Raw genomic sequence first — 25,383 nt, forward strand, 5'->3', positions numbered from 1 at the left:
CGACTTAACCGTATAACCTGAACCGCCGTATACGGAACCGTACGTACGGTGGTGTGAGAGGACGGCGGATGTGAATCCGCCTCCTACTCGATGGTGATCGTCAGGCGCCGCCCAACACTGCTTTCACTGCCGCCACCGAGCGCTCGACATCTTCCCTGGTCATGGTGGTGAACATCGGCAGCGACACAATCAGCCGTCCCACACGCTCCGCCACTGGCAACATGCCTTCCTGGAAACCGCGCTCGCGGTACAGGCTCAACAAGTGGATCGGCGGGTAGTGATAGCCGATCCCGATGCCTTTTGCCTGCATCTGCTCCATGAACGTGGCTCGCGCCGGCAAGCCATCCTTGCGCTCCGGCAATACCAACTGGAACAGGTGCCAGTTGCTGTTCTCGAAATCCGCGGGCGGTAATTGCGCGCCATAGGTGGTTTCGAAATCCTCGCCGAAGCATTTGAAATAGTGTCGGGCCAGTTCACGCCGATGGGCGGTCAACGCCTCGATATGGGCGAATTGACCAAGGCCAATGGCGGCGGCGATGTCGGTCATGTTGAATTTGCCACCGAGCACGTCGACGTCCAGACCATCGAAACCATTGCGGGTCACGCCCTGCAAGCGGTACTTCTCCGCCAGCCGTGCTTCCTCGGGCGTGTTCAGCACCAGGCAACCGCCCTCGGAGCAGGTCACATTCTTGTTCGCCTGAAAGCTGAACGACACGAAGTCGCCAGTCGCGCCAATGCGTTGGCCACTCCAGCGCGAACCCAGGGCCTGAGCCGCGTCTTCGACAATGCGCAGATTGTGTTTGGCGGCGATGGCGTACAGGCGATCCATGTCCACTGGCAAACCGGCCAGATACACCGCAATCACCGCTTTGGTCCGCGGTGTAATGGCGGCTTCGAGTTGATCCAGGTCGATGTTGCGGGTTATCGGGTCGATGTCGGCAAACACAGGCGTGGCGCCGACTTCAAGGATTACATTGGCCGTGGCCACCCAGGAAATCGGTGTGGTGATCACCTCGTCGCCCGGGCCGATGCCGGCAATGCGCAAGGCGATTTCCATGGTGCAGGTGCCGGAGTTGAACGTGCGCACCGGGCGCCCGCCAAAGTATTCCGAAAGCTGCGCTTCAAAGGCCTGAACTTTCGGCCCGCTGGTAATCCAGCCGGAGCGCAGCACGTCGCCTACAGCGGCAATCGTTGCTTCATCGATAACGGGTTTGGAAAACGGCAGGAATGGCAGTTGGCTCATGGGGCGTCGATCATCCGCTGGTTGGATGCCTGAGGCAGGCGCGCCACAGCATGGCCCGAAACCGCCGTCGGCGCCAAGCCGTGCGCGTCGATATCGACTGCTATGCTGGTTTGACCGTGTTGCATTGACGCCGAGCGCCAGCCAAGAGAGAGCCCGTCATGTCCCAGTTGCCGTCCCTGAGCCAGTTACGTGATCCAGATGCCTTCCTGCGCCGTCACTTGGGCCCCGATGCCGCCGAGCAGCAGGCGATGCTCGACAGCCTGGGGCTCGGCAGTCGGATCGAACTGATCGAGCAAACCGTGCCGCCGAGTATCCGCCTCAATCGTGCGCTGGATTTGCCGCCAGCCCTCGATGAGCAAGCGGCGCTGGCCAAATTGCACGGTTATGCCGAGCAAAATCAGGTCTGGACCAGCCTGATCGGAATGGGCTACCACGGCACCCTCACGCCGACCGTCATCCTGCGCAACGTGCTGGAAAATCCCGGCTGGTACACCGCGTACACGCCCTATCAACCGGAGATCGCCCAAGGCCGGCTCGAAGCGCTGCTGAATTTCCAGCAACTGACCATCGACCTCACCGGCCTCGAACTGGCCAATGCCTCGCTGCTCGACGAAGCCACGGCGGCAGCGGAAGCCATGGCGTTGGCCAAGCGCGTGGCGAAGTCCAAGAGCAATCTGTTTTTCGTCGACGAAAACTGTCATCCACAAACCCTTTCCGTGGTGCAGACCCGCGCCGAGGGCTTTGGGTTTGAAGTGATCGTCGACGCTGTGGATAACTTGAAGCAGCACCAGGTGTTTGGTGCGCTGCTGCAATACCCCGACACGCACGGCGAGATCCGTGATCTGCGGCCGTTGATCGATCACCTGCATGCGCAACAGGCACTGGCCTGCGTCGCCACCGATTTACTGAGTTTGCTGTTGCTGACGCCGCCGGGTGAACTGGGCGCGGATGTGGTGTTCGGCTCATCCCAGCGCTTTGGCGTGCCCATGGGGTACGGCGGCCCGCACGCCGCGTTTTTTGCCAGTCGCGAGGCATACAAACGGGCGATTCCCGGGCGGATCATCGGGGTGTCGAAAGACGCCCGGGGCAACGTGGCGTTGCGCATGGCCCTGCAAACCCGCGAACAACATATCCGCCGCGAGAAGGCCAACTCGAATATCTGCACCGCGCAGGTTCTCCTGGCCAACATCGCCAGTTTCTATGCGGTCTATCACGGGCCGGAAGGTTTGAAACGGATCGCCCAGCGCGTGCATCGGCTGACCTGCATTCTTGCCGCCGGTCTTGAGCGTCACGGCATCAACCGGGTCAACACACAGTTTTTCGACACGCTGACGCTGGAGGTGGGCGGCGCGCAAACCGCGATCATCGAAAGTGCTCAGGCTGCGCAGATCAACCTGAGGATTCTTGGCCGTGGCCGAGTCGGTCTGAGCCTCGATGAAACCTGTGATGAACGCACCGTCGCCAAACTTTTTGATGTGCTGCTGGGTGCCGATCATGGGCTGATCGTTGACGATCTCGACGCTGAAGTGCTGGTTTGCGGCATTCCCGTCACTCTCCAGCGCAACACACCTTACCTGCGCCATCCGGTGTTCAACGCCCATCACAGCGAAACCGAGATGCTGCGTTACCTCAAGCAACTGGAGAACAAGGATCTGGCGCTCAACCAGTCGATGATCCCGCTGGGCTCCTGCACCATGAAGCTCAACGCCACCAGCGAGATGATCCCGATCACCTGGCCGTCGTTCGCTCATCTGCATCCGTTTGCACCGCGAGAGCAGGCCGTCGGTTACACGCTGATGATCGAAGAACTGGAACGCTGGCTGTGCGCTATCACCGGCTTCGATGCGATCTGTATGCAGCCCAACTCCGGCGCCCAGGGCGAGTACGCCGGGCTGCTGGCGATCCGCAAGTATCACGAGAGTCGCCAACAGGGCGCGCGGGATATCTGCCTGATTCCTTCCTCGGCCCACGGCACCAACCCGGCCTCGGCGCAGATGGCCGGGATGCGCGTGGTGATCGTCGAATGTGATGACGCGGGTAACGTCGATCTGGAGGACTTGAAGGCCAAAGCCGCCGAGGCCGGGAATAAGCTGTCCTGCCTGATGGCGACCTACCCGTCGACCCAAGGCGTCTACGAGGAGGGCATCAGCGAGATTTGCGAGGTTATCCACAAGCACGGCGGTCAGGTGTACATGGATGGCGCCAATCTGAATGCGCAGGTTGGACTGACGCGGCCGGCGGACATCGGCGCCGATGTCTCGCACATGAATTTGCATAAGACTTTTTGCATTCCCCATGGCGGTGGCGGGCCGGGTATGGGGCCGATCGGCATTCGCGCGCACTTGGCGCCGTTCGTCGCCAATCATCCGGTGGTGCCGATTGACGGGCCAATGGCGCAGAACGGCGCCGTGAGCGCGGCGCCGTGGGGCAGTGCGAGCATTCTGCCCATCAGTTGGATGTACATCGCGATGATGGGGCCGCAACTGGCGGACGCCAGCGAGGTGGCGATTCTGGCGGCGAATTATCTGGCCCAGCATTTATCCGGTGCGTTCCCGGTGCTGTACACCGGACGCAACGGTCGGGTGGCCCATGAATGCATTCTCGATTTGCGGCCACTGAAAGCGCAGACCGGTATCAGCGAGGAAGACGTCGCCAAGCGTTTGATGGACTACGGTTTTCATGCGCCGACCATGTCGTTCCCGGTGCCGGGTACGTTGATGGTTGAACCGACTGAGAGTGAATCCAAGGCTGAACTGGACCGCTTCATCGGCGCGATGCTGAGCATCCGCGCCGAAATCAGCGAAGTGCAGAACGGCAATTGGCCGGCCGAAGACAACCCGCTCAAACGCGCACCGCATACGTTGGCGGATGTCACCGGGGTGTGGGAACGGCCCTATAGCATCGAGCAGGGCATCACCCCGGATGCGCATACCAAAGCGCACAAGTATTGGCCGGCGGTGAATCGTGTGGACAACGTTTACGGGGATCGCAATCTGTTTTGCGCCTGCGTGCCGGTGGATGAGTACCGCTGAACTGACGGTTGAACCGGATCCACTGTGGGCCTGCTCGTGAAAGCGGTGTGTCAGTCAGTAGAAAGGTTGGCTGGACTGACGCCTTCGCGAGCAAGCCCGCTCCCACAGGGTTCTGTGGTGAATCTGAAATAGCGAGCAAAAAAATACCGCTCAATCGAGCGGCATTTTTGTGGGCGAAAGGCTTATTCGGAAGCCACGGCGTTCTTCGCCAGAATCGCATTCGCCAATTCCATGTCCGTCGCTTGCAGGCCCGGGTTGTCGGCGCGGACTTTCTGCATCGCTGCTTCCAGATACGGACCGCGAATGCCGCCGTCACTGGCAACGAAACTGCCGGCATCGTCCTGTGCCGCGACGATCAATTTGTGATCCTTGAAGGTCAGGTAAGTCGAACCGGTGGTAGCACCGGACGAAATGACGTTACGCCAAAAGCTGTCCGCCATGGCCGAACCAACGGGAAGGGACAGCAAGGCCAGCGTGGCGACAGCAAGTTTGAGACGCATGATGAGGTGACTCCTGGGGGTTAACTACGGCGTTGGATCGTCATTTTCCCGATCCGGTTCCGTACGCAATCATTCGGCATGCTCAACCAACAAAATCGCGCCTTGTTGCCCGGTCACGCGAACACGCTCGCCAACCGGTGTGTCAGGCCCTCTGGCGATCCACACGCCATCAGCAACCTTGATCTTGCCGTGACCGTCGGCAATCGCTTCGCTGACCACGAACACGTTGCCGATCAATTCCTGCCCCCGCAGGTTCAGGAGTGGTTGATCACTGCGACGCACCGCGGTGCGTTGGCGTCGCCACCAATACAGCGCGGTCAGGATCGAAAACAGCGCAAACAGCACCAGCTGGATTTCCCACGGCAGCGTCGGCAAGACAAACGTTGTGACCCCGACAGCGGCAGCCGCCATGCCGATCCACAGCAGATAGCCGCCAGCCCCGAACACTTCGAGGATCAGCAACACGGTGCCCAGCCCCAGCCAGCTCCAGAAGGTGAACAGTTCGGTCGGCATGACTCAGACCTTCTTGCCGTCAAAAGTCGCTTTGACAATTTCGGTAATCCCACCCACCGCGCCGATCATCGAACTGGCTTCCAGTGGCATGAGGATGACTTTGCTGTTGTTGGCCGAGGCCAGTTTGCCCAGTGCGTCGATGTATTTCTGCGCGACGAAATAGTTGACTGCTTGTACGTTGCCGCCGGCGATGGCTTCGGACACCACTTTGGTCGCCTGGGCTTCGGCTTCGGCCTGACGCTCGCGGGCTTCGGATTCAAGAAACGCGGCCTGACGGCTACCTTCGGCTTCCAGAATCTGCGCCTGCTTCTTGCCTTCTGCGGTGAGGATCGCCGAGGCTCGCAGGCCTTCGGCTTCGAGGATCTGCGCACGTTTGATACGTTCGGCTTTCATTTGACCGGACATGGCAGCCATCAGGTCAGCGGGCGGGCTGATGTCCTTTATTTCGATCCGGGTGATTTTAATGCCCCATGGGGCGGTGGCTTCGTCGACGGTGCGCAGCAGCCGTTCGTTGATGTTGTCACGCTGGCTGAGCATGGCGTCCAGCTCCATGGAGCCGAGCACGGTGCGGATGTTGGTCTGTAGCAAATTGCGAATGGCGTGTTCGAGGTTGTTCACCTCGTAGGCGGCCTGGGCCGTGTTGACCACCTGGAAGAAACACACGGCGTCGATCTGCACCGTGGCGTTATCGGAGGTGATGACTTCCTGGGGCGGGATATCCAGCACGCTTTCCATCACGTTGATCTTGCGACCGATACGATCCATCACCGGAATGATGATGTTCAGCCCAGGTTTGAGGGTGTTGGTTTAGCGCCCGAAGCGTTCGACCGTCCACTCGAAACCTGCGGCACGACTTTGAAACCCATGAACAGAATGGCGATTGCCAGGGCCACAAACAGTAAAAGCACACTTCCGGTCTGCATAACGATTCCTTGTTGGATGGATCAATGGGGTTGCGATGGCGCCAGTGTAACGGCGTGGCCCGGGCTTAAGAACAGCTTGATGGCAATCTGATTATTTGTGCTCACTCTGCGGCGTCACCCGCAGCACCTCCTCAATCGTCGTCAGCCCTGCCGCCACTTTCTGTGCGCCGGACAGGCGCAAGCTGCGCATGCCTTCCTTGAACGCTTGGCGGCGGATCGCCGTGAGGTCGGTGTCCGGGGTGATGAAGGCTTTGAGGCTGTCGCTCAGTTGCATGATTTCGTAAACCCCCGCGCGGCCGCGATAACCGGTGTCGCGGCACTCCAGGCAACCGATGGCGCGATGGGCACTGCCCGGCAGCGGCGCCTGCCAGGGGCGGGTCAGGGTTTGCCAGTCCTCATCTTCGAGCGTCAGCGGCGCCTTGCAGTGCGGGCACAAGGTGCGCACCAGACGCTGGGCCATGACCCCGAGAACGGTGGCTTTGATCAAGTAATGCGGTACACCCAGTTCAAGCAAGCGGCTGATCGCACTCGGTGCGTCATTGGTGTGCAAGGTCGACAGCACCAAGTGCCCGGTCAGCGCAGCCTGAATCGCCATTTCGGCGGTTTCGAGGTCGCGGATCTCGCCGATCATGATGATGTCCGGGTCTTGCCGCATCAGCGCGCGCACCCCGGCGGCGAAACTCAGATCGATGTTGTGCTGCACCTGCATCTGGTTGAATGCCGGCTCGACCATTTCGATGGGGTCTTCGATGGTGCAGAGGTTGACCTCCGGCGTCGCCAGTTTCTTCAGCGTGGTGTACAGCGTGGTGGTCTTGCCCGAACCGGTCGGCCCGGTGACCAGAATGATGCCGTTGGGCTGTCGGGTCATGTCCTGCCAGCGGCGCAGGTCGTCGGCGGAAAAACCCAACTGATCGAAGTTCTTGAGCAGCACTTCCGGGTCGAAGATCCGCATGACCATTTTTTCGCCAAACGCGGTGGGCAGCGTTGATAACCGCAACTCGACTTCGCCGCCGTCTGGGGTCTTGGTCTTGACCCGGCCGTCCTGGGGTTTGCGCTTTTCGGCGACGTTCATCCGGCCGAGGCTTTTCAGGCGGCTGACAATCGCCATCGTCACCTGCGGCGGGAATTGATAGACGTTGTGCAGCACCCCATCGATGCGAAAACGTACCGTGCCTTGCTCGCGGCGCGGTTCGATGTGGATATCACTGGCGCGCTGTTGAAAGGCGTACTGGAACAGCCAGTCGACGATGTTGACGATGTGCGCATCGTTGGCGTCCGGCTCCTGATCGCTGGCACCGAGGTTGAGCAGTTGCTCGAAATTGCCCAGGTTACCGTTCTGCTGATCGCCACTGCTCGCGCCGCTGACCGATTTGGCCAAGCGAAAGAACTCGACGCTGAAGCGCTGGATATCTACCGGGTTGGCGACCACCCGTTTGATCGGCAGCTTCAAGACATGGGTCAGGTCGGCTTCCCAGCCGTTTACATAGGGCTGGGCGCTGGCCACGGTCACCGAGTCGCGGTCGATTCCTACGGCGAGGATCTTGTGCCGTTGGGCGAAGGCGTAGGACATCAGCGGGGTGATGGCGGCGACGTTGATCTTCAGCGGGTCGATGCGCAGGTACGGCTGCCCGGCCTGCTGCGCCAGCCATAGGGTCAGGCTTTCCAGATCGAGGTGCTTGCCCGGACGGCTGAGGTCGTCCAGTTGTTGGCTGGCGATGAATTCCAGTGGATGCATCTGGCCATGGGCAGCATGACGGCGGCGCGCATTCAGCGCCTGCTCCGCCGAGTTCTGGCTGATGAAGCCTTGGGCGACCAGTTCACGCAGCACATCGTTGAGTTCCAGCCAGCGGTCCTGAATAGCGAGTTGAACGGACATGCGGGCTTCCTTTTAAGCGACGTTGCGCCAAAGGATAGTCGCGGCCCGGCAGACCGTTGGGCCACTACCCGATGAAGCCGTTGCCGGATTTGTCAGCCGGCAGCCTGCGCTGGCGCATCCCACGCGCTGTCGGCGTTTTGCAGATTCACCGAGCAGACGCTGATCAGGTTACGAAGTTTTTCCGCGATGACCTGAGCGCGATGCCAGCTCAGGCCGCCCATGATCAGGTCGATCGACAGCAGATCGTCCAGCCGCTGCACGTTGACCTGCTCGGGCGTGAGCAATTGCAGTGCGAACAGGTTCAGCACTCGCACCAGCAAATCCGGCTCGGCCTCGGCGAGGATCTGATAGTGCGCCAGGCAATGGGCGTTGCTGACGCTCCAGACGTCGGCGCGGGCGGGTAGGGGGGTTACGGCTTCGAGGTGCGGCATGACGAGTCTCCAAAATCACTGGAGGAATTTTTACATTCGGTGCCGGGTATTTCTTATCTATGATGGGCGCTATTGGCGGATGGTCGGGAAGATCAATTCGCAAATTGGTCTATTTGAGGTTTTTTTATGCATAGCGAACTGGACGGCTACGACCGCAAGATTCTCGCCCTGCTGCAAGAGGACGCTTCGCTGTCCAGTGCGCAGATCGCCGAACAGGTGGGGCTGTCGCAATCACCGTGCTGGCGGCGGATTCAGCGGATGAAGGAGGAAGGGATCATTCGCGGACAGGTGACGTTGCTGGATCGCAAGAAAATAGGCCTGAACACGCAGATCTTTGCCGAGATCAAACTCAATGCGCACGGGCGTTCGAACTTCACCGAATTCACCGAAGCGATTCGTGGTTTTCCGCAAGTGCTGGAGTGTTATGTGCTGATGGGTGCGGTCGACTTTCTGCTGCGCATTGTTGCGGCGGACATCGAGGCGTATGAGCGGTTCTTCTTCGAGAAGCTGTCGCTGGTGCCGGGGATTCAGGAAGTGAACTCGATTGTGGCGTTGTCGGAGATCAAGTCCACAACGAGCCTGCCGGTTTGAGTTTTCAGGCGTCTGTAATGGCCTCTTCGCGAGCAGGCTCGCTCCCACATTTGGAATGAGTTTCCCTGTGGGAGCGAGCCTGCTCGCGAAAGCGGTGTTACATGCGCAGCAACATTTTCCACGCGCGATTCTGATAAACCGCAATCGCCTGCTGCTTGCGCGCATCGAGCAATTCGTCAGTGATGGTCGGCTCGTTGGCCAGTTGCGCCAGTTTGTTCAGCTCGCCGTACAGGCGATCCATTTCCGGGATCTCCAGCACGTTGCGCGCGTGGTGCAGCCAGACCTGAATGCGCTCGATACGCGGCAGTTGCTCGGCCAGATCTTCCGGCTGTTGCTGATAGCGCTGCAATTGCAGGGACGTGGCTTCTTCGCCCAACAGGCGCGGCAACCAACTGTGCAACTGCGCACCACCCTGACGATTACCGCGCGTGTTGCGCTCGGCGGTCCAGGTGCGGGCCAGCAACCAGCGCGAGGTGTTCAGCGAGAACAGGCCCCAGCGCGGGTCTTGGAGTTCTTCGAGGAACTGCTCCGGCGCGGCTTTGCGCACGTCTTCGTCTTCGATACCGGCCTGAACCAGCGGACGCCAGTCCTCCAGCAGTGCATCGAGGGCGACGCGCAGGTCGTGGGTCGACGGACGCGGCGCAGCCTGACCGAGGCTGCTGAGCAGGGCGCGCATTTCCGCCAGGTTTTCGACCCAGTCCAGCAACAGGCGCCAGTGACCGTTGAAACGGTACTGTTCAGCCAGACGCTGGCTGCTGCCGAGCAAGTGCCAGCACAGCGCGGCGAAGGCGTCGTCCAGTGGCGTTTCGGTTGTCAGTTGCGGCGCCGGCAGGCTCAGCGAGTAGCTGTTGGCGTCATATAGACGGTAGCCTCGCTCGGCCTTGCTGATGTCGCACGGCATCAGGGCCAGGGTTTCAGCCAGTTCGGCGGCCAGTTCCAGCAGCGCGGCAGGCTCGCCTTCGCGCAGCTCCAGCTCCAGCTCGCAGATTTCTTCTTTCTGTTTGCCGACCACGACGTGGCCCAGATCCAGCGCGGCTTCGATGACCACTTTGCTCTTGCCACGGCCCCAGGCGATTTCGGCGCGCTCGCGGACGAAATCGGTGGTGAAGATCGGCTTCAGGGTTTTCTTGTCCAGTTCGGCCAGTTCCTCGGGCCAGCATTCGCCGTCGAGTTTCTTCACGTCGAGCTTGGCTTTGGGCAGGTTCCAGTCGTATTCGTTACGCTCGGACAGACCGGCAACGCTCTGGCCACGGGTCTTGAGGGTCTGAATCACCTCATCGCCATCCTTGCGCAGGCGCAGGGCGACTTTGGCCTGGGCCAGGTCGCGCTCCGGGGTGTCGAAGTATTGGTTCATCAACTCACGGCGTTCCCAGCCACTTTTGTTGCGTTTTTTCAGTAGCGGGTGCTCGCGCAGGGCAGCGAGGGTTTCGCGGCTGACGCGGAGTTTGATTTCGGTTTCTTTCTGCATGGCCGGAAAATCCAGGATCGGGAGCGCAGCCGGGGGAATGTGTGGCTGCCAAGGTCGTGCAGTGTACAGGACTGATTCGTCCTACGCCCTGCGGCGGTTTATTCCTGGCGCCGGATGGTTCTATGATGGACTTCAATTCGGGAGTTGGAGTCAGCGATGCCTTTGCCGTCCATGAAAGACCAGTTCGCTGCGCTGATTGCCGCGCCGTCGGTCAGCTGCACCCAACCGAGCCTGGATCAGTCCAATCGGGCGGTCATCGATCTGCTCGCCGGATGGCTGGGTGATCTGGGCTTCAGTTGCGATATCCAGCAGGTCAGCCCCGGCAAATTCAACCTGCTCGCCAGTTTCGGCAGCGGCCCCGGCGGGCTGGTGCTGGCCGGGCACAGCGACACGGTGCCGTACGACGATGCGTTGTGGCAGACCGATCCTCTGACACTCACCGAAGTCGATGGCCGCTGGGTCGGTTTGGGCAGTTGTGACATGAAGGGCTTCTTCGCCCTGATCATCGAAGCTGTGCTGCCGCTGCTCGACCAACCGTTCAAGCAACCGCTGCTGATCCTCGCCACTTGCGATGAAGAGAGCTCGATGTCCGGCGCCCGTGCGCTGGCCGAGGCTGGGCGGCCGCTGGGCCGTGCTGCCGTGATCGGCGAGCCGACCGGGCTCAAGCCGATCCGCATGCACAAAGGCATCATGATGGAGCGCATCGACATTCTCGGGCAGAGCGGCCATTCGTCGGATCCGCGTCTGGGCCACAGCGCCCTCGAAGCGATGCACGATGCCATTGGCGAACTGCGTGGCTTGCGCCTGTTGTGGCAGCGTGAATTCAACAACCCACAGTTCAGCGTGCCGCAACCGACGATGAACTTCGGTTGCATCCATGGCGGCGACAACCCCAACCGTATCTGCGGCCAGTGTTCCCTGGAATTCGACTTGCGCCCGTTGCCGGGCATGGACCCGAAAGTGCTGCGCGCCGAGATTCTGCGCAAGCTCAACCCGGTCGCCGAACGGCATCAGGTGAAGATCGACTACAAACCGTTGTTTCCGGAGGTCCCGCCGTTCGAGCAGGCTGAAGATGTCGAATTGGTGCGTATTGCCGAAAAGCTCACCGGTCACCGTGCCGAAGCAGTAGCGTTTGGCACCGAAGCGCCTTATCTTCAGCGCCTGGGCTGCGAAACCATCGTGCTCGGCCCCGGCGACATCGCCTGTGCGCATCAGCCCGGCGAGTACCTTGAAATGTCACGTTTGCAGCCTACCGTGCATCTATTGCGACAGTTGATTGAACATTACTGCCTGAGCCCGGACAAACCCTGATTTCCCCTTGTGGGAGCGGGTTTGCTCGCGAAAGCGGTGTGTCAGTCGATAGTGATGTACCTGATACACCGCTTTCGCGAGCGAGCCCGCTCCCACAGGGGACTGTGTTTTGCCCGATCAAACGCTGTAAATTGCCAGCACCCCAACCCGTATTCATGAGGAGAACGCGCGTGTCGCCAAGCCTGTTCCGACGATAACCACCAGCCCGCTGTGCGTTTTCCGTTTCGCCCTTTTTCCGGCTGCTATTTATTACAGGCCCAGGTTCATGCCCGAATACGTTAATTGGCTTCGTCACGCGTCCCCTTACATCAATGCCCACCGTGATTGCACCTTCGTCGTCATGCTGCCCGGCGACGGCGTTGAGCATCCGAATTTCGGCAACATCGTCCACGACATCGTGCTGCTGCACAGCCTCGGCGTGCGTTTGGTGCTGGTGCACGGTTCGCGTCCGCAGATTGAAACCCGCCTCGCCGCTCGCGGCCTGACTCCGCATTACCACCACGGCATGCGCATCACCGATGCGGCGACGCTGGAATGTGTGATCGACGCCGTTGGCCAACTTCGGATCGCCATCGAAGCGCGCCTGTCGATGGACATGGCTTCCTCGCCCATGCAAGGCTCGCGTCTGCGCGTGGCCAGCGGCAATCTCGTTACCGCGCGGCCTATCGGTGTGCTGGAAGGGGTCGACTATCACCACACCGGCGAAGTGCGCCGGGTCGACCGCAAGGGCATCAACCGTTTGCTGGACGAGCGTTCGATTGTGTTGCTGTCGCCGCTGGGGTATTCGCCGACCGGCGAGATTTTCAATCTGGCTTGCGAAGACGTGGCTACCCGCGCCGCCATTGACCTGGGCGCCGACAAGTTACTGTTGTTTGGCGCTGACCTCGGTCTGATCGACGAGAACGGCAAACTGGTGCGTGAACTGCGCCCGCAGCAAGTGCCGGCGCATTTGCAGCGTCTGGGCAACAGCAATTATCAGGCGGAGTTGCTGGATGCCGCCGCTGAAGCCTGCCGTGGAGGCGTGGCGCGCAGCCATATCGTCAGTTACGTCGAGAACGGCGCGCTGCTGACCGAACTGTTCACCCGTGACGGTGGCGGTACGTTGGTGGCCCAGGAGCAATTCGAGCTGGTACGCGAGGCGGCGATTGAAGACGTCGGCGGCTTGCTCGACCTGATCAGCCCGCTGGAAGAGCAAGGCATTCTGGTGCGTCGTTCGCGCGAAGTGCTGGAGCGCGAGATCGAGCAGTTCAGCGTGGTCGAGCGTGAAGGCATGATCATCGCCTGTGCGGCGCTGTATCAGATTGCCGAGTCGGATGCCGGCGAACTGGCCTGCCTGGCAGTAAACCCGGAGTACCGCCATGGCGGTCGCGGTGATGAACTGCTGGAGCGCATCGAGACTCGTGCCCGGGCCCAAGGCTTGAAGACATTGTTCGTCCTCACCACGCGCACTGCGCACTGGTTCCGTGAGCGTGGGTTTGAGCCAAGCAGCGTTGAGCGTCTGCCGGCAGCGCGGGCCTCGTTGTACAACTTTCAGCGTAATTCGAAGATCTTCGAAAAGACGCTTTGATTCATCAGGGTGTGGGGAGCCGGTACAGGCTGCAAGCTCCCCACCTCATCGTATTTCTTCTGACACTCTCCTCCTGATTTCCCACCACTGAAAACGACGTCTGAATCGAGCCGGGTCATGCCGGCAAGGACGGCGGCTGCGCTGTGAGCGGAAAAAATCTCCCGATACACAAACTGTAACAATTGACCCGGATAGTGCGCTGGGTTGGCTGTTGGGGTGACGGAATTGTGTCTGGATTGCTTCAGTGCAAAACGGACTAAACAGGACGCTCTTAATACCCTTCAGGAATTGACTGGCGCGTTGTCGTGGGGAGCACCATAGCGCGCAAATGCGGGGTTTAAATTCCTAAAGGGTATTAGAAAAGAAGGTATCCATTCTTTTCAGGTTCATGACGAATTCATGAACCTGCATGGACCAAAAAACCGGAGATTAGACCATGGTCGTAGACACACAAAGTTACGATTGACTTGTGGGTCACGCTCTGGCGCTAATCGCGAACCTTCGGACTCGGGCATCGATCCGGGCCAGGAAAACAAGAATTAGAAACGAGAGGAGCTTAACAATGAATAAGTCCACTTTGGCCGTGGCTGTGGCCGTAGGGGTTTTGGCGCAGCAGGCAGGCGCCGCGGGTTTCATCGAAGACAGCAAGGCGTCCGTCAGTTCTCGCACCATGTACTTCAATGCCGACAATCGTGACGGCGGATCGGATCAGAAAGAAGCCGCGCAAGGCTTCAAGTTTGATTACCTGTCCGGTTTCACTCAAGGCACGGTCGGTTTTGGTCTTGATGTCCAGGCGCTCAGCGGTATTCACCTGGACGGTGGCCGTGGTCATCACCCAAACAATAATTCGTTCAATCCAAGTGATTCCGACGGCTCGGCCACGCAGTCGTGGAGCCGCATTGCAGGTAACGTCAAGGCACGTCTGTCCAAGACCGAAGCTCACTTGGGTGGCGCGCTGCAACCTAGCTTGCCGATTCTGGTCGCGAACGATAGCCGTCTGCTGCCTCAAACCTTCGAGGGTGGCACGATCACCTCCAAGGAAATCGACAACGTCACCTTCAACGCCGGTCAGCTCGAGCACGCGGTGGGTCGCGCCTCGTCAAACAGTACCGGCCTGGCCGTGGCCGGTGGTACGCAGGACAGCAATCAGTTCCGCTATGCCGGTGCTGACTGGAAGGTCACCAAAGACCTGACCCTGCAGTACTACCACTCGAACCTGCAGGATTATTACAAGCAGAACTTCTTCGGCCTGGTGCACGTTCTTCCGATCAGCACCAACCAGTCGTTCAAGACCGATATCCGCTATTTCGACAGCAGCTCCGACGGCAAGAACGGCGAAGCCGGCTATCAGTTCAACAACAACGGTGGCTATGCCAAGAACGCCGGTGAAGTTGACAACAAAACCTGGAGTGCGATGTTCACCTACACCTTGGGTGGCAGTGCCTTCCTGGTGGGTCATCAGCGCGTCAACGATGACGGTGGTTTCGTCTTCCTGAACCAAGGCAACGTGGTCGATGGCAATGGTCGTAACGAAGGTGCTGGGGGCGCGAGCTTCTACCTGTTCACTGATGCGATGGTCAACAGCTTCATTCGTGCCGGTGAAAACACCACGTTCGGTCAATACAGCTATGACTTCGCTGCGCTGGGCGTGCCTGGCCTGAAAGCCTCGGTTGCCTACTTGTACGGTGATGACATCAAAGCCAAGAACGGTGGCGCCGATCAGTCCGAGTGGGAACGTGACCTGCGTGTGGACTACACCATTCAGCAAGGTGCTCTGAAAGGGTTTGGCACGACGGTGCGTCATGGTACTTACCGTGGCAGCGGTACCGGCATCGCCAGCCAGGATCAGACGCGTCTGATCTTCAACTACACCTATAGCTTCATGTAAAAAGTCCTCGAAAAAGAACCTCGCCCTTTGGCGAGGTTTTTTTTGCGCTTTTTTTGATATTCCTTAATTAGAGTTTCTAATTGTTTTTTATTCTTTTTGGCTTTTTATGCTGGGGTCTAAAGTGAGCCCGTTCGGAGCCGGTGATCTGCCCGGTGTTTTGGCAATTTTGTCCCTCGACAATCCTGATATTCAGGAATCGGCGCTTCAGCCGATACCTCGGATCGGTGGTGCGTTTGCATATGCCCTAACGCTATGAAAAAGAGTTGAACAATTCTTTTTGGGATTATGCAGGGGTATTCTTCCGCGGCTTTGGCTGGGGGGTAAACGGCCAGCCGCGAATCACACGTTGAGGATTGCGGACAATCGATCCGCAACCGCCAACAAAAGAACTAGAAACGATAGGAGCGATACATGAACAAGTCCACCTTGGCCCTGGCTGTGGCCGTAGGGGTTTTGGCGCAGCAGGCAGGCGCCGCCGGTTTCATCGAAGACAGCAAAGCTACTTTGGGGCTGCGTAACTTCTACATCAATAACGATAACCGTGACTCGGGTGCTCACTCCACCCAGAGCAAAGCTGAAGAATGGGGCCAAGGCTTCGATCTGCGCTTCATCTCCGGTTACACCCAAGGCACCGTCGGTTTCGGTATCGATGCCATCGGCCTGTTGGGCGTGCGTCTGGATTCGGGTGGCGGCACCAATGGGGCAACCAGCAGCACGTCGTACGGCGGCACGGTTTTCCCAAGTGAGTCCAATGGCAAAGCGGTTAACAACTTCTCCAGCCTGGGCCTGACTGCCAAAGCCAAGATCTCCCAGACTGAACTGAAGCTCGGCACCCTGCAGCCAAAGCTGCCAGTCATCGTGACCAACGATGGCCGTCTGCTGCCGCAAACCTTTCAAGGTGGCCAGATCACGTCCAACGAGATCAAAGACCTGACGCTGATTGGCGGTCAGATCGAAGCTGTGAAGGGGCGTAACTCCAGCAATAACGAGAACATGGCCATTGGCGGTGCAAGTGCTCGTACGGCTAACAGCAACAAGTTCATCTACGCCGGTGGTGATTACAAAATCACCAAAGACCTGACTGCCCAGTACTACTACGGCAATCTGGAAGACTTCTACAAACAGCACTTCCTGGGCCTGGTTCACAACTGGGCAATCGGCCCTGGCGTGTTGAAATCGGACTTGCGTTATTTCAACAGCTCCGATGACGGGTTGAATGGCCACGACTCGGCTTATTTCAGTAACGGTAACTACACCGGTTTCAATGCGGGTAAGGGCAAAGTCGACAACAACCTTTACAGCGGCTTGTTCCTGTATAGCGTTGAAGGTCATACCTTCGGTGGCGGCTACCAGGTCAGCAACGGCAGCAGTGACTTCCCTTGGCTGAACCAGGGTGATGGTTCCTCGGCTTACATCACCACCGACATGCAGATCGCCAAGTTTGCCCGTGCTGGCGAACGTACGTGGCAGGCTCGCTACTCCTATGACTTCGCCAAGGTTGGCGTGCCTGGCCTGACCGCGGGTGTGGTTTACCTGCGTGGCGATAATATCGACACCGTGGGTAAAAATGGCCGTGAAAACGGCCATGGCAACTCCGAGTGGGAACGCGACCTGACCATCGGTTACGTCGTACCAGAAGGCCCGCTGAAGAACGTTGGCGTAATGTGGAAAAACGCTATGTGGCGCAACGACATCCCAGGTCAGCGTGACCAGGATGAAAACCGCCTGATCGTCAGCTACTCGATCCCGCTGCTGTAATCGCGCGTCTCGATTCGCTGAAGTAAAAAAAGCCCCGTCCGGCATCGCGCTGGACGGGGCTTTTGCGTTTTCGAGTCAGACTCACCCCCGTAAGCCCTCCCCGAAGTTCCACTCTCTTGCAGCTACTCAAGGCCTTCTCGAACCTTGCGAGCGATGTTCGGCGCGATGCCCTCGAGCGTCCAGTGAACGATGTTTAATATTCTTTTTTGGTATTGATATCTTCTTATTTATTCTTTTATTAAAGGACGAAAGCCGAGCTACAGTTTAGGTCTCCAAACATTGATCAGGAGCAGCACCATGAGCCTCAGACTCGGCGACATCGCCCCCGATTTCGAACAAGACTCCAGCGCTGGCAAGATTCGTTTCCACGAATGGCTGGGTGATAGCTGGGGCGTGCTGTTCTCTCACCCGGCGGACTTCACCCCGGTGTGCACCACTGAGTTGGGCTTTACCGCCAAGCTCAAGGACGAGTTCAGCAAACGCGGCGTCAAAGCCATCGCACTGTCGGTCGACCCGGTGGATTCGCATCAAAAGTGGATCGAAGACATCAACGAAACCCAGAACACCCTCGTCAACTTCCCGATCCTGGCCGATGCCGATCGCAAGGTGTCGGACTTGTATGACCTGATCCACCCGAACGCCAGCGACACCTTGACCGTGCGCTCGCTGTTCGTGATTGATCCGAACAAGAAGATTCGTCTGACCATCACCTACCCAGCGAGCACCGGGCGCAACTTCCACGAGATTTTGCGGGTGATCGATTCGCTGCAACTCACCGACAACTACAAAGTGGCCACACCGGCCAACTGGCAGGACGGTGATGAGGTGGTGATCGTGCCGTCGCTCAAGGATGAAGACGAGATCAAGCGGCGCTTCCCGAAAGGCTATCGCGCGGTGAAACCGTACCTGCGCCTGACGCCGCAGCCGAACAAGTGAATCAATGAAGTTTGCAGTGCAGCCGCTACCGCTTTCGCGAGCAAGCCTTCTCCCACATTTTGAAATGCGTTCCCCCCCCCTGTGGGAGCGGGCTTGCTCGCGAAGGCGTCAGTTCAATCAGCACAGGATTCAGTATTTTTAGCACCCAACAGCAGGGGATTTCAGGCCGTTTGACGGCCTGTTTTTTTGCCTGGGGGAACGTCAATCGCATAGCTCTAAAGTGCATAACCAAATGAATAAATATGATTTATGGATATATAAATCAACTGGTAAGGTCACTCACATCGACGCGAGATCGCATCCTGCGAATCGCCTGTAACGCTTAAGGAATGGTCTCAATGCTGGTCGTCTCTCTCGGTGGCAGTCCCAGCCTGCGCTCCCGTTCCGGGGTGCTGCTGGAGCGCTCGCAACGCTGGTTGCAGGCGCAAGGGGTGGAAGTGGTGAGTTATCAGGTGCGGGACTTTCCCGCCGAAGATTTGCTCCACGCCCGTTTCGACAGCCCGAAGGTGCTCGACCTGCTGGCGCAGATTGAAAACGCCGATGGCCTGCTGATCGCAACGCCCGTTTACAAGGCTTCGTTTTCCGGTGCCTTGAAGACCTTACTGGACCTGCTGCCCGAGCGCGCCTTGCACCACAAGGTTGTTTTGCCGATGGCCACGGGCGGCAGCATCGCCCACATGCTGGTGGTCGATTACGCCCTCAAGCCTGTGCTGTCGGCATTGAAAGCCCAAGAAATGCTGCAAGGGATTTTTGCCGAGGACAGCCAGATCGCTTACGGCGAAGGCAGTGCCGGGGCGCACTTGGCTCCGGCGCTGGAGCAGCGTCTGCATGAAGCGCTGGAGCAGTTTGTCAGCGCCATCGCCCGCCGACCAAAACCGCTGGAGCCGGGCCTGTTGAATGAGCGTTTGTTGAGTGCTCGCTGGAGCATTTGAGCCGATTTTCCAGATACATCGAAATCTGAAGTACTCGCCTTACTCGCCCGCCAACGGGCAAGCAGGTGCAGCCAAAACCCAACAGCAAAAAGGAGAGCGCTATGCGCACTGTATTTTTGCGTCGTGGTCTGGTCGCTCTGTTTGCTGCGGCTGTCACCTTCGGCGCTATCACTCAAGCTCAAGCCGAGACTTTGCGGATCGGTTATCAGAAGTACGGCACGCTGGTGCTGCTCAAAGCGAAAGGAACCCTGGAAAAACGCCTCGCCGCCCAAGGCGTGGACGTGCAATGGACTGAATTCCCCGGCGGTCCACAACTGCTGGAAGGCCTGAACGTCGGCTCGATCGACTTTGGCGTCACGGGCGAAACCCCTCCTGTCTTCGCTCAAGCCGCCGGCGCCGATCTGCTCTATGTCGCTTACGAGCCGCCAGCGCCGAATAGCGAAGCGATCCTGGTGCCGAAAGACTCGCCAATCAAATCGGTGGCCGATCTCAAGGGCAAGAAAGTCGTCCTGAACAAAGGCTCCAACGTTCACTACCTGCTGGTGCGTGCCCTGGAAGACGCCGGCCTCAAATACACCGACGTTCAGACCGTATTCCTGCCGCCAGCCGATGCGCGTGCGGCGTTCGAGCGTGGCAGTGTCGACGCTTGGGTCATCTGGGACCCGTACCAGGCCGCCGCCGAAAAACAGCTGCAGGCGCACACCCTGCGTGACGGCAAAGGCATTGTCGACAACCACCAGTTCTATCTCGCGACCAAGCCTTACGCGCACAAACATCCCGAGGTGATCAAAGCCCTCATCGAGGAGGTGCGTGCCGTGGGTCAATGGTCCAAGGCCAACCCTGAAGAGGTGACCCAACAGGTTGCGCCGCTGCTCGGGCTGCCGGCGGATATCACCCTGACGTCGATGAAGCGCCAGGGTTTTGGGGCGCTGTTCCTGACCCCTGACGTGGTTGCCGCACAACAGAAAATCGCCGACACGTTCTTCCAGCTCAAGCTGATTCCCAAGCCGTTGAGCGTCAAGGACGTGATCTGGACCCCTCCGCCCGCCGTGGCCCAACGCTCAGTCAGCCAAGCCCAGTAATTCCAATTTCCAAGGAGACCACTCCATGAGCCTCAATATCTTCTGGTTCTTGCCTACCCACGGCGACGGCCATTACCTGGGCACCGCCGAAGGCGCCCGCGCCGTCGACCACGGTTATCTGCAACAGGTCGCGCAAGCGGCGGATCGCCTGGGTTTTGGCGGTGTGCTGATTCCCACCGGGCGTTCCTGCGAGGACTCCTGGTTGGTGGCGGCGTCGCTGATCCCGGTGACCCAGCGTCTGAAGTTCCTCGTCGCCCTGCGCCCCGGGATCATTTCCCCGACGGTGGCGGCGCGCCAGGCCGCGACGCTGGATCGCCTCTCTGGCGGCCGCGCGTTGTTTAACCTGGTGACCGGCGGTGACCCGGAAGAACTGGCCGGTGACGGTTTGTTCCTCAGTCACGAAGAGCGCTATCAGGCCTCGGTGGAATTCACCCGCATCTGGCGCCGCGTGCTGGAAGGCGAAACCGTGGACTACGACGGACAGCACATCAGTGTGAAGGGCGCCAAGCTGCTCTATCCGCCGATCCAGCAACCGCGTCCGCCGCTGTACTTCGGCGGCTCGTCGGAAGCAGCGCAGGACCTGGCTGCCGAGCAGGTTGAAATGGTGCTGACCTGGGGCGAGCCGCCAGCGGCAGTGGCCGAGAAGATTGAACAGGTGCGCGCCAAAGCGGCCAAGCTCGGACGTACCGTGCGCTTCGGCATTCGTCTGCATGTGATCGTCCGTGAAAGCAACGCCGAAGCGTGGCAAGCGGCGGATCGCTTGATCTCGCATCTGGACGACGACACCATCGCCCGTGCTCAAGCTTCGCTGGCGCGTTTCGATTCGGTCGGTCAGCAACGCATGGCGGCATTGCATGGCGGCAGTCGCGACAACCTCGTAGTCAGCCCAAACCTGTGGGCCGGTGTCGGTCTGGTGCGCGGCGGGGCCGGGACGGCGCTGGTCGGCGATGGCCCGACTGTGGCGGCACGCGTGAAGGAATATGCGGATCTGGGCATCGATACGTTCATCTTCTCCGGTTATCCACACCTCGAAGAGTCGTATCGCGTGGCGGAACTGCTGTTTCCGCACCTGGACATCGAGCGCCCGGAACTGCCGAAAAGCGCCGGTTATGTCAGTCCGTTCGGTGAGATGGTCGCTAACGACATTCTTCCCAAAGCCGCGTCGCAAAGCTTGGGCGCGCCATGAAGAAAATTATCCACAGCCTCGCACCCTGGGCGTTGCCGGTGTTGTTGTTGGCGGTGTGGCAGTTGTCGGTGTCGGCCGGTTGGTTGTCGACACGGATTCTGCCGGCACCGGTGGCGGTGATCGAGGCCGGCGTGAGCCTGGTGCGCAGCGGTCAAATCTGGACGCACTTGGCGATCAGTGGTTGGCGCGCGGCACTCGGTTTCACCCTTGGTGGCAGCATCGGTCTGGTGCTGGGTTTCATCACCGGTCTGTCGACGTGGGGCGAGCGCCTGCTCGACAGCTCGGTGCAGATGATCCGCAACGTGCCGCATCTGGCGCTGATTCCGCTGGTGATCCTGTGGTTCGGCATCGATGAGTCGGCGAAAATTTTTCTGGTGGCGCTGGGCACGCTGTTTCCGATCTACCTCAACACCTACCACGGCATTCGCAATGTCGACCCGGCGCTGGTGGAGATGGCGCGCAGTTATGGCTTGTCCGGTTTCAGCCTGTTCTGGCAGGTGATTCTGCCGGGCGCGTTGCCTTCGATTCTGGTCGGGGTGCGCTTCGCGCTGGGCTTCATGTGGCTGACGCTGATCGTCGCTGAAACCATTTCGGCCAGTTCCGGCATCGGCTATCTGGCGATGAACGCCCGGGAGTTCTTGCAGACTGACGTGGTGGTCCTGGCGATCCTGCTTTACGCGGTGCTCGGCAAACTCGCCGACCTCGCGGCCCGTGGACTTGAACGTGTGTGGCTGCGTTGGCATCCGGCCTATCAGGTTGCCAAGGGAGGTGCAGCATGACGGCTCAACAACCTCCACGCCTGCTGCGCGGTATACCGCTGGCGGTGCGCAACCTGCAAAAGACCTTCGGTTCACGCCAGGTTTTGCGTGACATCGATCTGCACATTCCGGCGGGGCAGTTCGTCGCGGTGGTCGGGCGCAGTGGTTGCGGCAAAAGTACCTTGCTGCGCCTGCTCGCCGGGCTCGATCAACCGACTGGCGGCGACTTGCTTGCGGGCTGCGCGCCGCTCAGCGATGCGCGGGAAGACACCCGGCTGATGTTCCAGGAAGCACGGCTGCTGCCGTGGAAAAAGATCATCGACAACGTTGGCCTCGGTCTTGCGGGCAACTGGCGTCCCAAGGCGCTCGAAGCACTGGATGCGGTCGGGCTGGCGGATCGTGCCAACGAATGGCCGGCAGCTTTGTCCGGAGGGCAAAAGCAGCGTGTCGCGCTGGCCCGGGCGCTGATCCACCAGCCGCGCCTGTTGTTGCTCGACGAGCCGCTCGGCGCGCTGGATGCGCTGACCCGGATCGAGATGCAGCAACTGATCGAACGCCTCTGGCAGCAGCATGGTTTCACCGTGTTGCTGGTGACCCACGATGTCTGCGAAGCGGTGGCGATTGCCGACCGCGTGATTCTGATCGAGGACGGCGAAGTCGGTCTCGATCTGCCTGTGGAACTGCCGCGCCCGAGGGTGCGCGGTTCGCACAGGCTGGCCGCACTGGAAACCGAAGTGCTCAACCGCGTTCTCTCCCTGCCTGGCGAACCGCCGGCGCCGGAACCTGTTTCACCACTGCCTACGCAACTGCGTTGGGCGCAATAACTCAAGCAAACGACAGGAATCATTGCCATGACTATCAAAGCCATCAACGTGCGTAACCAGTTCAAAGGCTCGATCAAGGAAATCGTCCTTGGCGACGTACTGTCGGAAATCGACGTGCAGACCGCTTCGGGTATCGTTACTTCGGTGATCACCACCCGCTCGGTCAAGGAGCTGGAACTGGTGGTCGGCAGCGAGGTGATTGCCTTTGTGAAATCCACCGAAGTGTCGATCGCCAAGTTGTAAGCCGTTGTTTGTACCTGGCTTGAAATCTGCGGCGCGGCCTTCGCGAGCACGCCCGCGCCCACAGGGATCGCATTCCAAATGTGGGAGCGGGCGTGCTCGCGAAGAGGGCGCTAGAGAATTCTCTTGGGCAGATAGGGCGGTAAATACAAACCGATATAGGCATCGAACACCCGCATCCCTTCTTCAGCCATGCGCGGTGTGATCTGTCCGTGTTGCTGCACCGAGCGCGCATAGACGCGGTCACCCAGCTCCATCGCCAGGGCAAACACATCGACATCTTCCGGCAGTCTCGGCAATTCGAAATGATGCTCGAACAGCTTGTGCATCAGGTCGCCCAGTTCGAGGTCGTGTTGCCGGTCGGCTTGGGTGACTTCGGTAAGACCGTGCTGGGCGAGGATCAGTTGGCGTGCCGCGGCGTCCTCGTCGTAGATCTCCAGCATCCGTTGTTCGACCAACCGTGAGAGGTCACGCCAGTCGCGCAGGGTTTCATGGTCGATCGGCGCTTGCAGGCAGGCGCGGAATGCCGCGTGTACATCGGCCGTCAGTGCTTCGAGCAGCGCCGGGACGCTGGCGAAAAAGTGGTAAACGGAGGAGGGCGGAATCTGTGCGCGCTCGGCCACGCTGTAGATCGACAGACTGGCCACACCCTCGGCGGCCAGCAGCGTGCGCGCGGCGTCGAGTATCGAATCGATCCGTGCCTGACTGCGGGCGCGGGGTTTGCGAATGGGGGCGGGTCGCGTCATGGAAGTCTCCTGCGGGGCAGCGGGCATTGTACGAGCCAGTGTGTGTGTTGTCTGCCAGGACGCCTTAGGGCGCGAGCCCCCTCCCACAGTTGATCTCTGTGTTCTCACCAGTCATGTTCACTGGAGACCCTCTGTGGGAGGGGGCTTGCTCCCGAACCGCCGAAGGTGGCTATTAATCCCGAGGGTGCTGGCCATAAAAAAACGCCGTTGGCTGCAATAGCCAACGGCGTTTCTTTTAGCGCCACAACCGCTTAAACGGTATGCAGGTACCAGTTGTACTCGAGGTCGGAGATGGAGTGTTCGAACTCCTCCAGCTCGCTCTCTTTACAGGCGACGAAGATATCGATGTATTTCGGATCGATGTACTTGGCCATTACCTCGCTGTCGTCCAGCTCGCGCAGGGCATCGCGCAAGTTGTTCGGCAGGCTTTGCTCGTTCTGCTCGTAGCTGTTGCCTTCGACGGGCGCGCCCGGCTCGATCTTGTTGGTCAGGCCGTGATGCACGCCTGCCAGTACCGAAGCCATCAGCAGGTACGGGTTGGCATCGGCACCGGCCACGCGGTGTTCAATACGCACGGCATCGGAAGAGCCGGTCGGTACACGAATTGCCACGGTGCGGTTGTCCAGGCCCCAGCACGGCGAGTTCGGCACGTAGAACTGTGCGCCGAAACGACGGTAGGAGTTGACGTTCGGGCAGAGGAAAGCCATCTGCGCCGGTAGGGTCTCGAGCACACCGCCGATCGCGTGACGCAGTGCGGCGTTCTGCTCGGGATCCTCGCTGGCAAAAATGTTTTTGCCATCTTTATCAAGAATCGAAATGTGGACGTGCAAACCGTTGCCTGCCTGGCCCGGGTAAGGCTTGGCCATGAAGGTGGTGTCCATTTCATGGTCGTAGGCGATGTTCTTGATCAGACGCTTGAGCAATACAGCGTAATCGCATGCCTTGATCGGGTCGGCGACGTGGTGCAGGTTCACTTCGAACTGCGCCGGGGCACTTTCCTTGACGATGGCGTCGGCCGGGATGCCTTGCTCTTTGGCGCCTTCCAGAATGTCCTGGAGGCAGTCGACGTATTCGTCGAGGTCGTCGATCAGGTAAACCTGCGTCGAGTGCGGGCGCTTACCGGAGATCGGCGAGCGTGGCGGCTGTGGACGGCCGTTCACGTTTTCCTGGTCGATCAGGTAGAACTCGAGTTCGAATGCAGCGCAGATGGTCAAGCCCATCTCGTCAAACTTTGCAACAACTTGACGGAGCACTTCGCGCGGATCGGCGAAGAACGGATCACCTTCCAGTTCGTGCATGGTCATCAACAGTTGCGCGGTCGGGCGCTTCTGCCAAGGCTCGTTGCACAGGGTGTCGGGGATTGGATAGCAGATACGATCGGCGTCGCCGATGTCCAGGCCCAGACCGGTGCTTTCCACCGTCGAACCGTTGATATCCAGAGCAAATAGAGAGGCCGGCAGGTTGATGCCTTTCTCGTAAACCTTGTGGAGGCTGGTGCGTGCTTTGCGCGAGCCGCGCAGCACACCATGCAGAGCCGCACTCAGAAGGTCAACGTACCGTACCTCAGGTTGGGCCGTA

The 25,383-nt window shown here is 59.6% G+C and carries 21 protein-coding genes and 1 pseudogene; 13 read left to right on the top strand and 9 right to left on the bottom strand.

Features of this window, described 5'->3' with window-relative positions; genetic code table 11:
- Nucleotides 1-100: 100 nt before the first annotated feature.
- Entirely contained in the window at nt 101-1,243 is a 1,143-nt protein-coding gene (locus ACIOU6_RS24650; protein ID WP_401139158.1) for a DegT/DnrJ/EryC1/StrS family aminotransferase, read from the bottom strand.
- A 158-nt stretch (nt 1,244-1,401) separates the two neighbouring features.
- Between ACIOU6_RS24650 and gcvP the strand changes: the two genes are divergently transcribed.
- Nucleotides 1,402-4,275: an aminomethyl-transferring glycine dehydrogenase gene (gcvP, locus tag ACIOU6_RS24655; protein ID WP_401139160.1), complete on the top strand. Its 2,874-nt coding sequence runs from the start codon at nt 1,402-1,404 to the stop codon at nt 4,273-4,275.
- A gap of 182 nt (nt 4,276-4,457) precedes the next feature.
- On the opposite strand, the gene ACIOU6_RS24660 is transcribed toward gcvP, so the two are convergent.
- From ACIOU6_RS24660 to ACIOU6_RS24680, 5 genes and pseudogenes are all read right to left on the bottom strand, one after another.
- A complete protein-coding gene (locus ACIOU6_RS24660) occupies nt 4,458-4,778 on the bottom strand; it encodes a DUF2388 domain-containing protein (protein ID WP_169843014.1) in 321 nt (106 codons plus the stop codon).
- A 66-nt stretch (nt 4,779-4,844) separates the two neighbouring features.
- Nucleotides 4,845-5,288, bottom strand: coding sequence for an NfeD family protein (locus tag ACIOU6_RS24665; RefSeq protein WP_221734060.1), 444 nt, complete (start codon nt 5,286-5,288; stop codon nt 4,845-4,847).
- 3 nt (nt 5,289-5,291) lie between these two features.
- Nucleotides 5,292-6,211 (bottom strand): annotated as a pseudogene (locus ACIOU6_RS24670) (SPFH domain-containing protein).
- A gap of 91 nt (nt 6,212-6,302) precedes the next feature.
- On the bottom strand, nt 6,303-8,087 hold the full coding sequence (locus ACIOU6_RS24675; protein WP_221734059.1) for a GspE/PulE family protein: 1,785 nt from the start codon (nt 8,085-8,087) through the stop codon (nt 6,303-6,305).
- Between the two features lie 92 nt (nt 8,088-8,179).
- Nucleotides 8,180-8,518, bottom strand: coding sequence for a hypothetical protein (locus tag ACIOU6_RS24680; protein ID WP_401139162.1), 339 nt, complete (start codon nt 8,516-8,518; stop codon nt 8,180-8,182).
- Between the two features lie 126 nt (nt 8,519-8,644).
- Between ACIOU6_RS24680 and ACIOU6_RS24685 the strand changes: the two genes are divergently transcribed.
- On the top strand, nt 8,645-9,109 hold the full coding sequence (locus ACIOU6_RS24685) for an Lrp/AsnC family transcriptional regulator (protein ID WP_221734057.1): 465 nt from the start codon (nt 8,645-8,647) through the stop codon (nt 9,107-9,109).
- Between the two features lie 97 nt (nt 9,110-9,206).
- Here the strand turns inward: ACIOU6_RS24685 and ACIOU6_RS24690 are convergent, their stop codons facing one another.
- Nucleotides 9,207-10,577 carry an inorganic triphosphatase gene (locus ACIOU6_RS24690; protein WP_221734056.1) on the bottom strand — a complete coding sequence of 457 codons (1,371 nt, stop codon included), beginning with the start codon at nt 10,575-10,577 and terminating at the stop codon, nt 9,207-9,209.
- Nucleotides 10,578-10,733: 156 nt separating this feature from the next.
- Here ACIOU6_RS24690 and argE point away from each other — a divergent pair, with 156 nt between their 5' ends.
- The 11 genes from argE to ACIOU6_RS24745 all read left to right on the top strand — a co-directional run bounded on the left by argE (nt 10,734) and on the right by ACIOU6_RS24745 (nt 23,062).
- Entirely contained in the window at nt 10,734-11,888 is a 1,155-nt protein-coding gene (argE, locus tag ACIOU6_RS24695) for an acetylornithine deacetylase (RefSeq protein WP_401139164.1), read from the top strand.
- A 265-nt stretch (nt 11,889-12,153) separates the two neighbouring features.
- On the top strand, nt 12,154-13,455 hold the full coding sequence (gene argA / locus ACIOU6_RS24700; protein WP_221734054.1) for an amino-acid N-acetyltransferase: 1,302 nt from the start codon (nt 12,154-12,156) through the stop codon (nt 13,453-13,455).
- 562 nt (nt 13,456-14,017) lie between these two features.
- Nucleotides 14,018-15,343, top strand: coding sequence for an OprD family porin (locus ACIOU6_RS24705; RefSeq protein ID WP_221734053.1), 1,326 nt, complete (start codon nt 14,018-14,020; stop codon nt 15,341-15,343).
- 411 nt (nt 15,344-15,754) lie between these two features.
- Nucleotides 15,755-17,101, top strand: coding sequence for an OprD family porin (locus ACIOU6_RS24710; RefSeq protein WP_221734052.1), 1,347 nt, complete (start codon nt 15,755-15,757; stop codon nt 17,099-17,101).
- Nucleotides 17,102-17,398: 297 nt separating this feature from the next.
- Entirely contained in the window at nt 17,399-18,037 is a 639-nt protein-coding gene (locus tag ACIOU6_RS24715; RefSeq protein ID WP_221734051.1) for a peroxiredoxin, read from the top strand.
- Between the two features lie 338 nt (nt 18,038-18,375).
- Nucleotides 18,376-18,969, top strand: a complete 594-nt coding sequence (gene ssuE / locus ACIOU6_RS24720) for an NADPH-dependent FMN reductase (protein WP_221734050.1) — start codon at nt 18,376-18,378, stop codon at nt 18,967-18,969.
- Nucleotides 18,970-19,070: 101 nt separating this feature from the next.
- Nucleotides 19,071-20,051: a sulfonate ABC transporter substrate-binding protein gene (locus ACIOU6_RS24725; protein WP_401139167.1), complete on the top strand. Its 981-nt coding sequence runs from the start codon at nt 19,071-19,073 to the stop codon at nt 20,049-20,051.
- A 25-nt stretch (nt 20,052-20,076) separates the two neighbouring features.
- Nucleotides 20,077-21,237 carry an FMNH2-dependent alkanesulfonate monooxygenase gene (ssuD, locus tag ACIOU6_RS24730; RefSeq protein ID WP_401139169.1) on the top strand — a complete coding sequence of 387 codons (1,161 nt, stop codon included), beginning with the start codon at nt 20,077-20,079 and terminating at the stop codon, nt 21,235-21,237.
- Entirely contained in the window at nt 21,234-22,016 is a 783-nt protein-coding gene (gene ssuC / locus ACIOU6_RS24735; protein ID WP_221734047.1) for an aliphatic sulfonate ABC transporter permease SsuC, read from the top strand. The genes ssuD and ssuC overlap by 4 nt, the downstream gene beginning before the upstream one ends.
- The gene (ssuB, locus tag ACIOU6_RS24740) at nt 22,013-22,819 is read left to right on the top strand and encodes an aliphatic sulfonates ABC transporter ATP-binding protein (RefSeq protein ID WP_221734046.1); all 807 of its coding nucleotides are present in this window, start codon (nt 22,013-22,015) and stop codon (nt 22,817-22,819) included. Before ssuC ends, ssuB begins: the two co-directional genes overlap by 4 nt.
- 27 nt (nt 22,820-22,846) lie before the next feature.
- Entirely contained in the window at nt 22,847-23,062 is a 216-nt protein-coding gene (locus tag ACIOU6_RS24745) for a molybdopterin-binding protein (protein ID WP_003229256.1), read from the top strand.
- A gap of 110 nt (nt 23,063-23,172) precedes the next feature.
- Here ACIOU6_RS24745 and ACIOU6_RS24750 read toward each other — a convergent pair whose 3' ends face one another.
- Nucleotides 23,173-23,805: a TetR/AcrR family transcriptional regulator gene (locus tag ACIOU6_RS24750; protein WP_221734045.1), complete on the bottom strand. Its 633-nt coding sequence runs from the start codon at nt 23,803-23,805 to the stop codon at nt 23,173-23,175.
- Between the two features lie 251 nt (nt 23,806-24,056).
- The coding region (locus ACIOU6_RS24755) for a glutamine synthetase family protein (RefSeq protein WP_401139172.1) at nt 24,057-25,383 on the bottom strand (1,327 nt) is incomplete at its 5' end.

The organism is Pseudomonas sp. NPDC087615 (assembly GCF_044743445.1).
In the GTDB taxonomy this organism is placed as follows: domain Bacteria; phylum Pseudomonadota; class Gammaproteobacteria; order Pseudomonadales; family Pseudomonadaceae; genus Aquipseudomonas; species Aquipseudomonas baetica_A.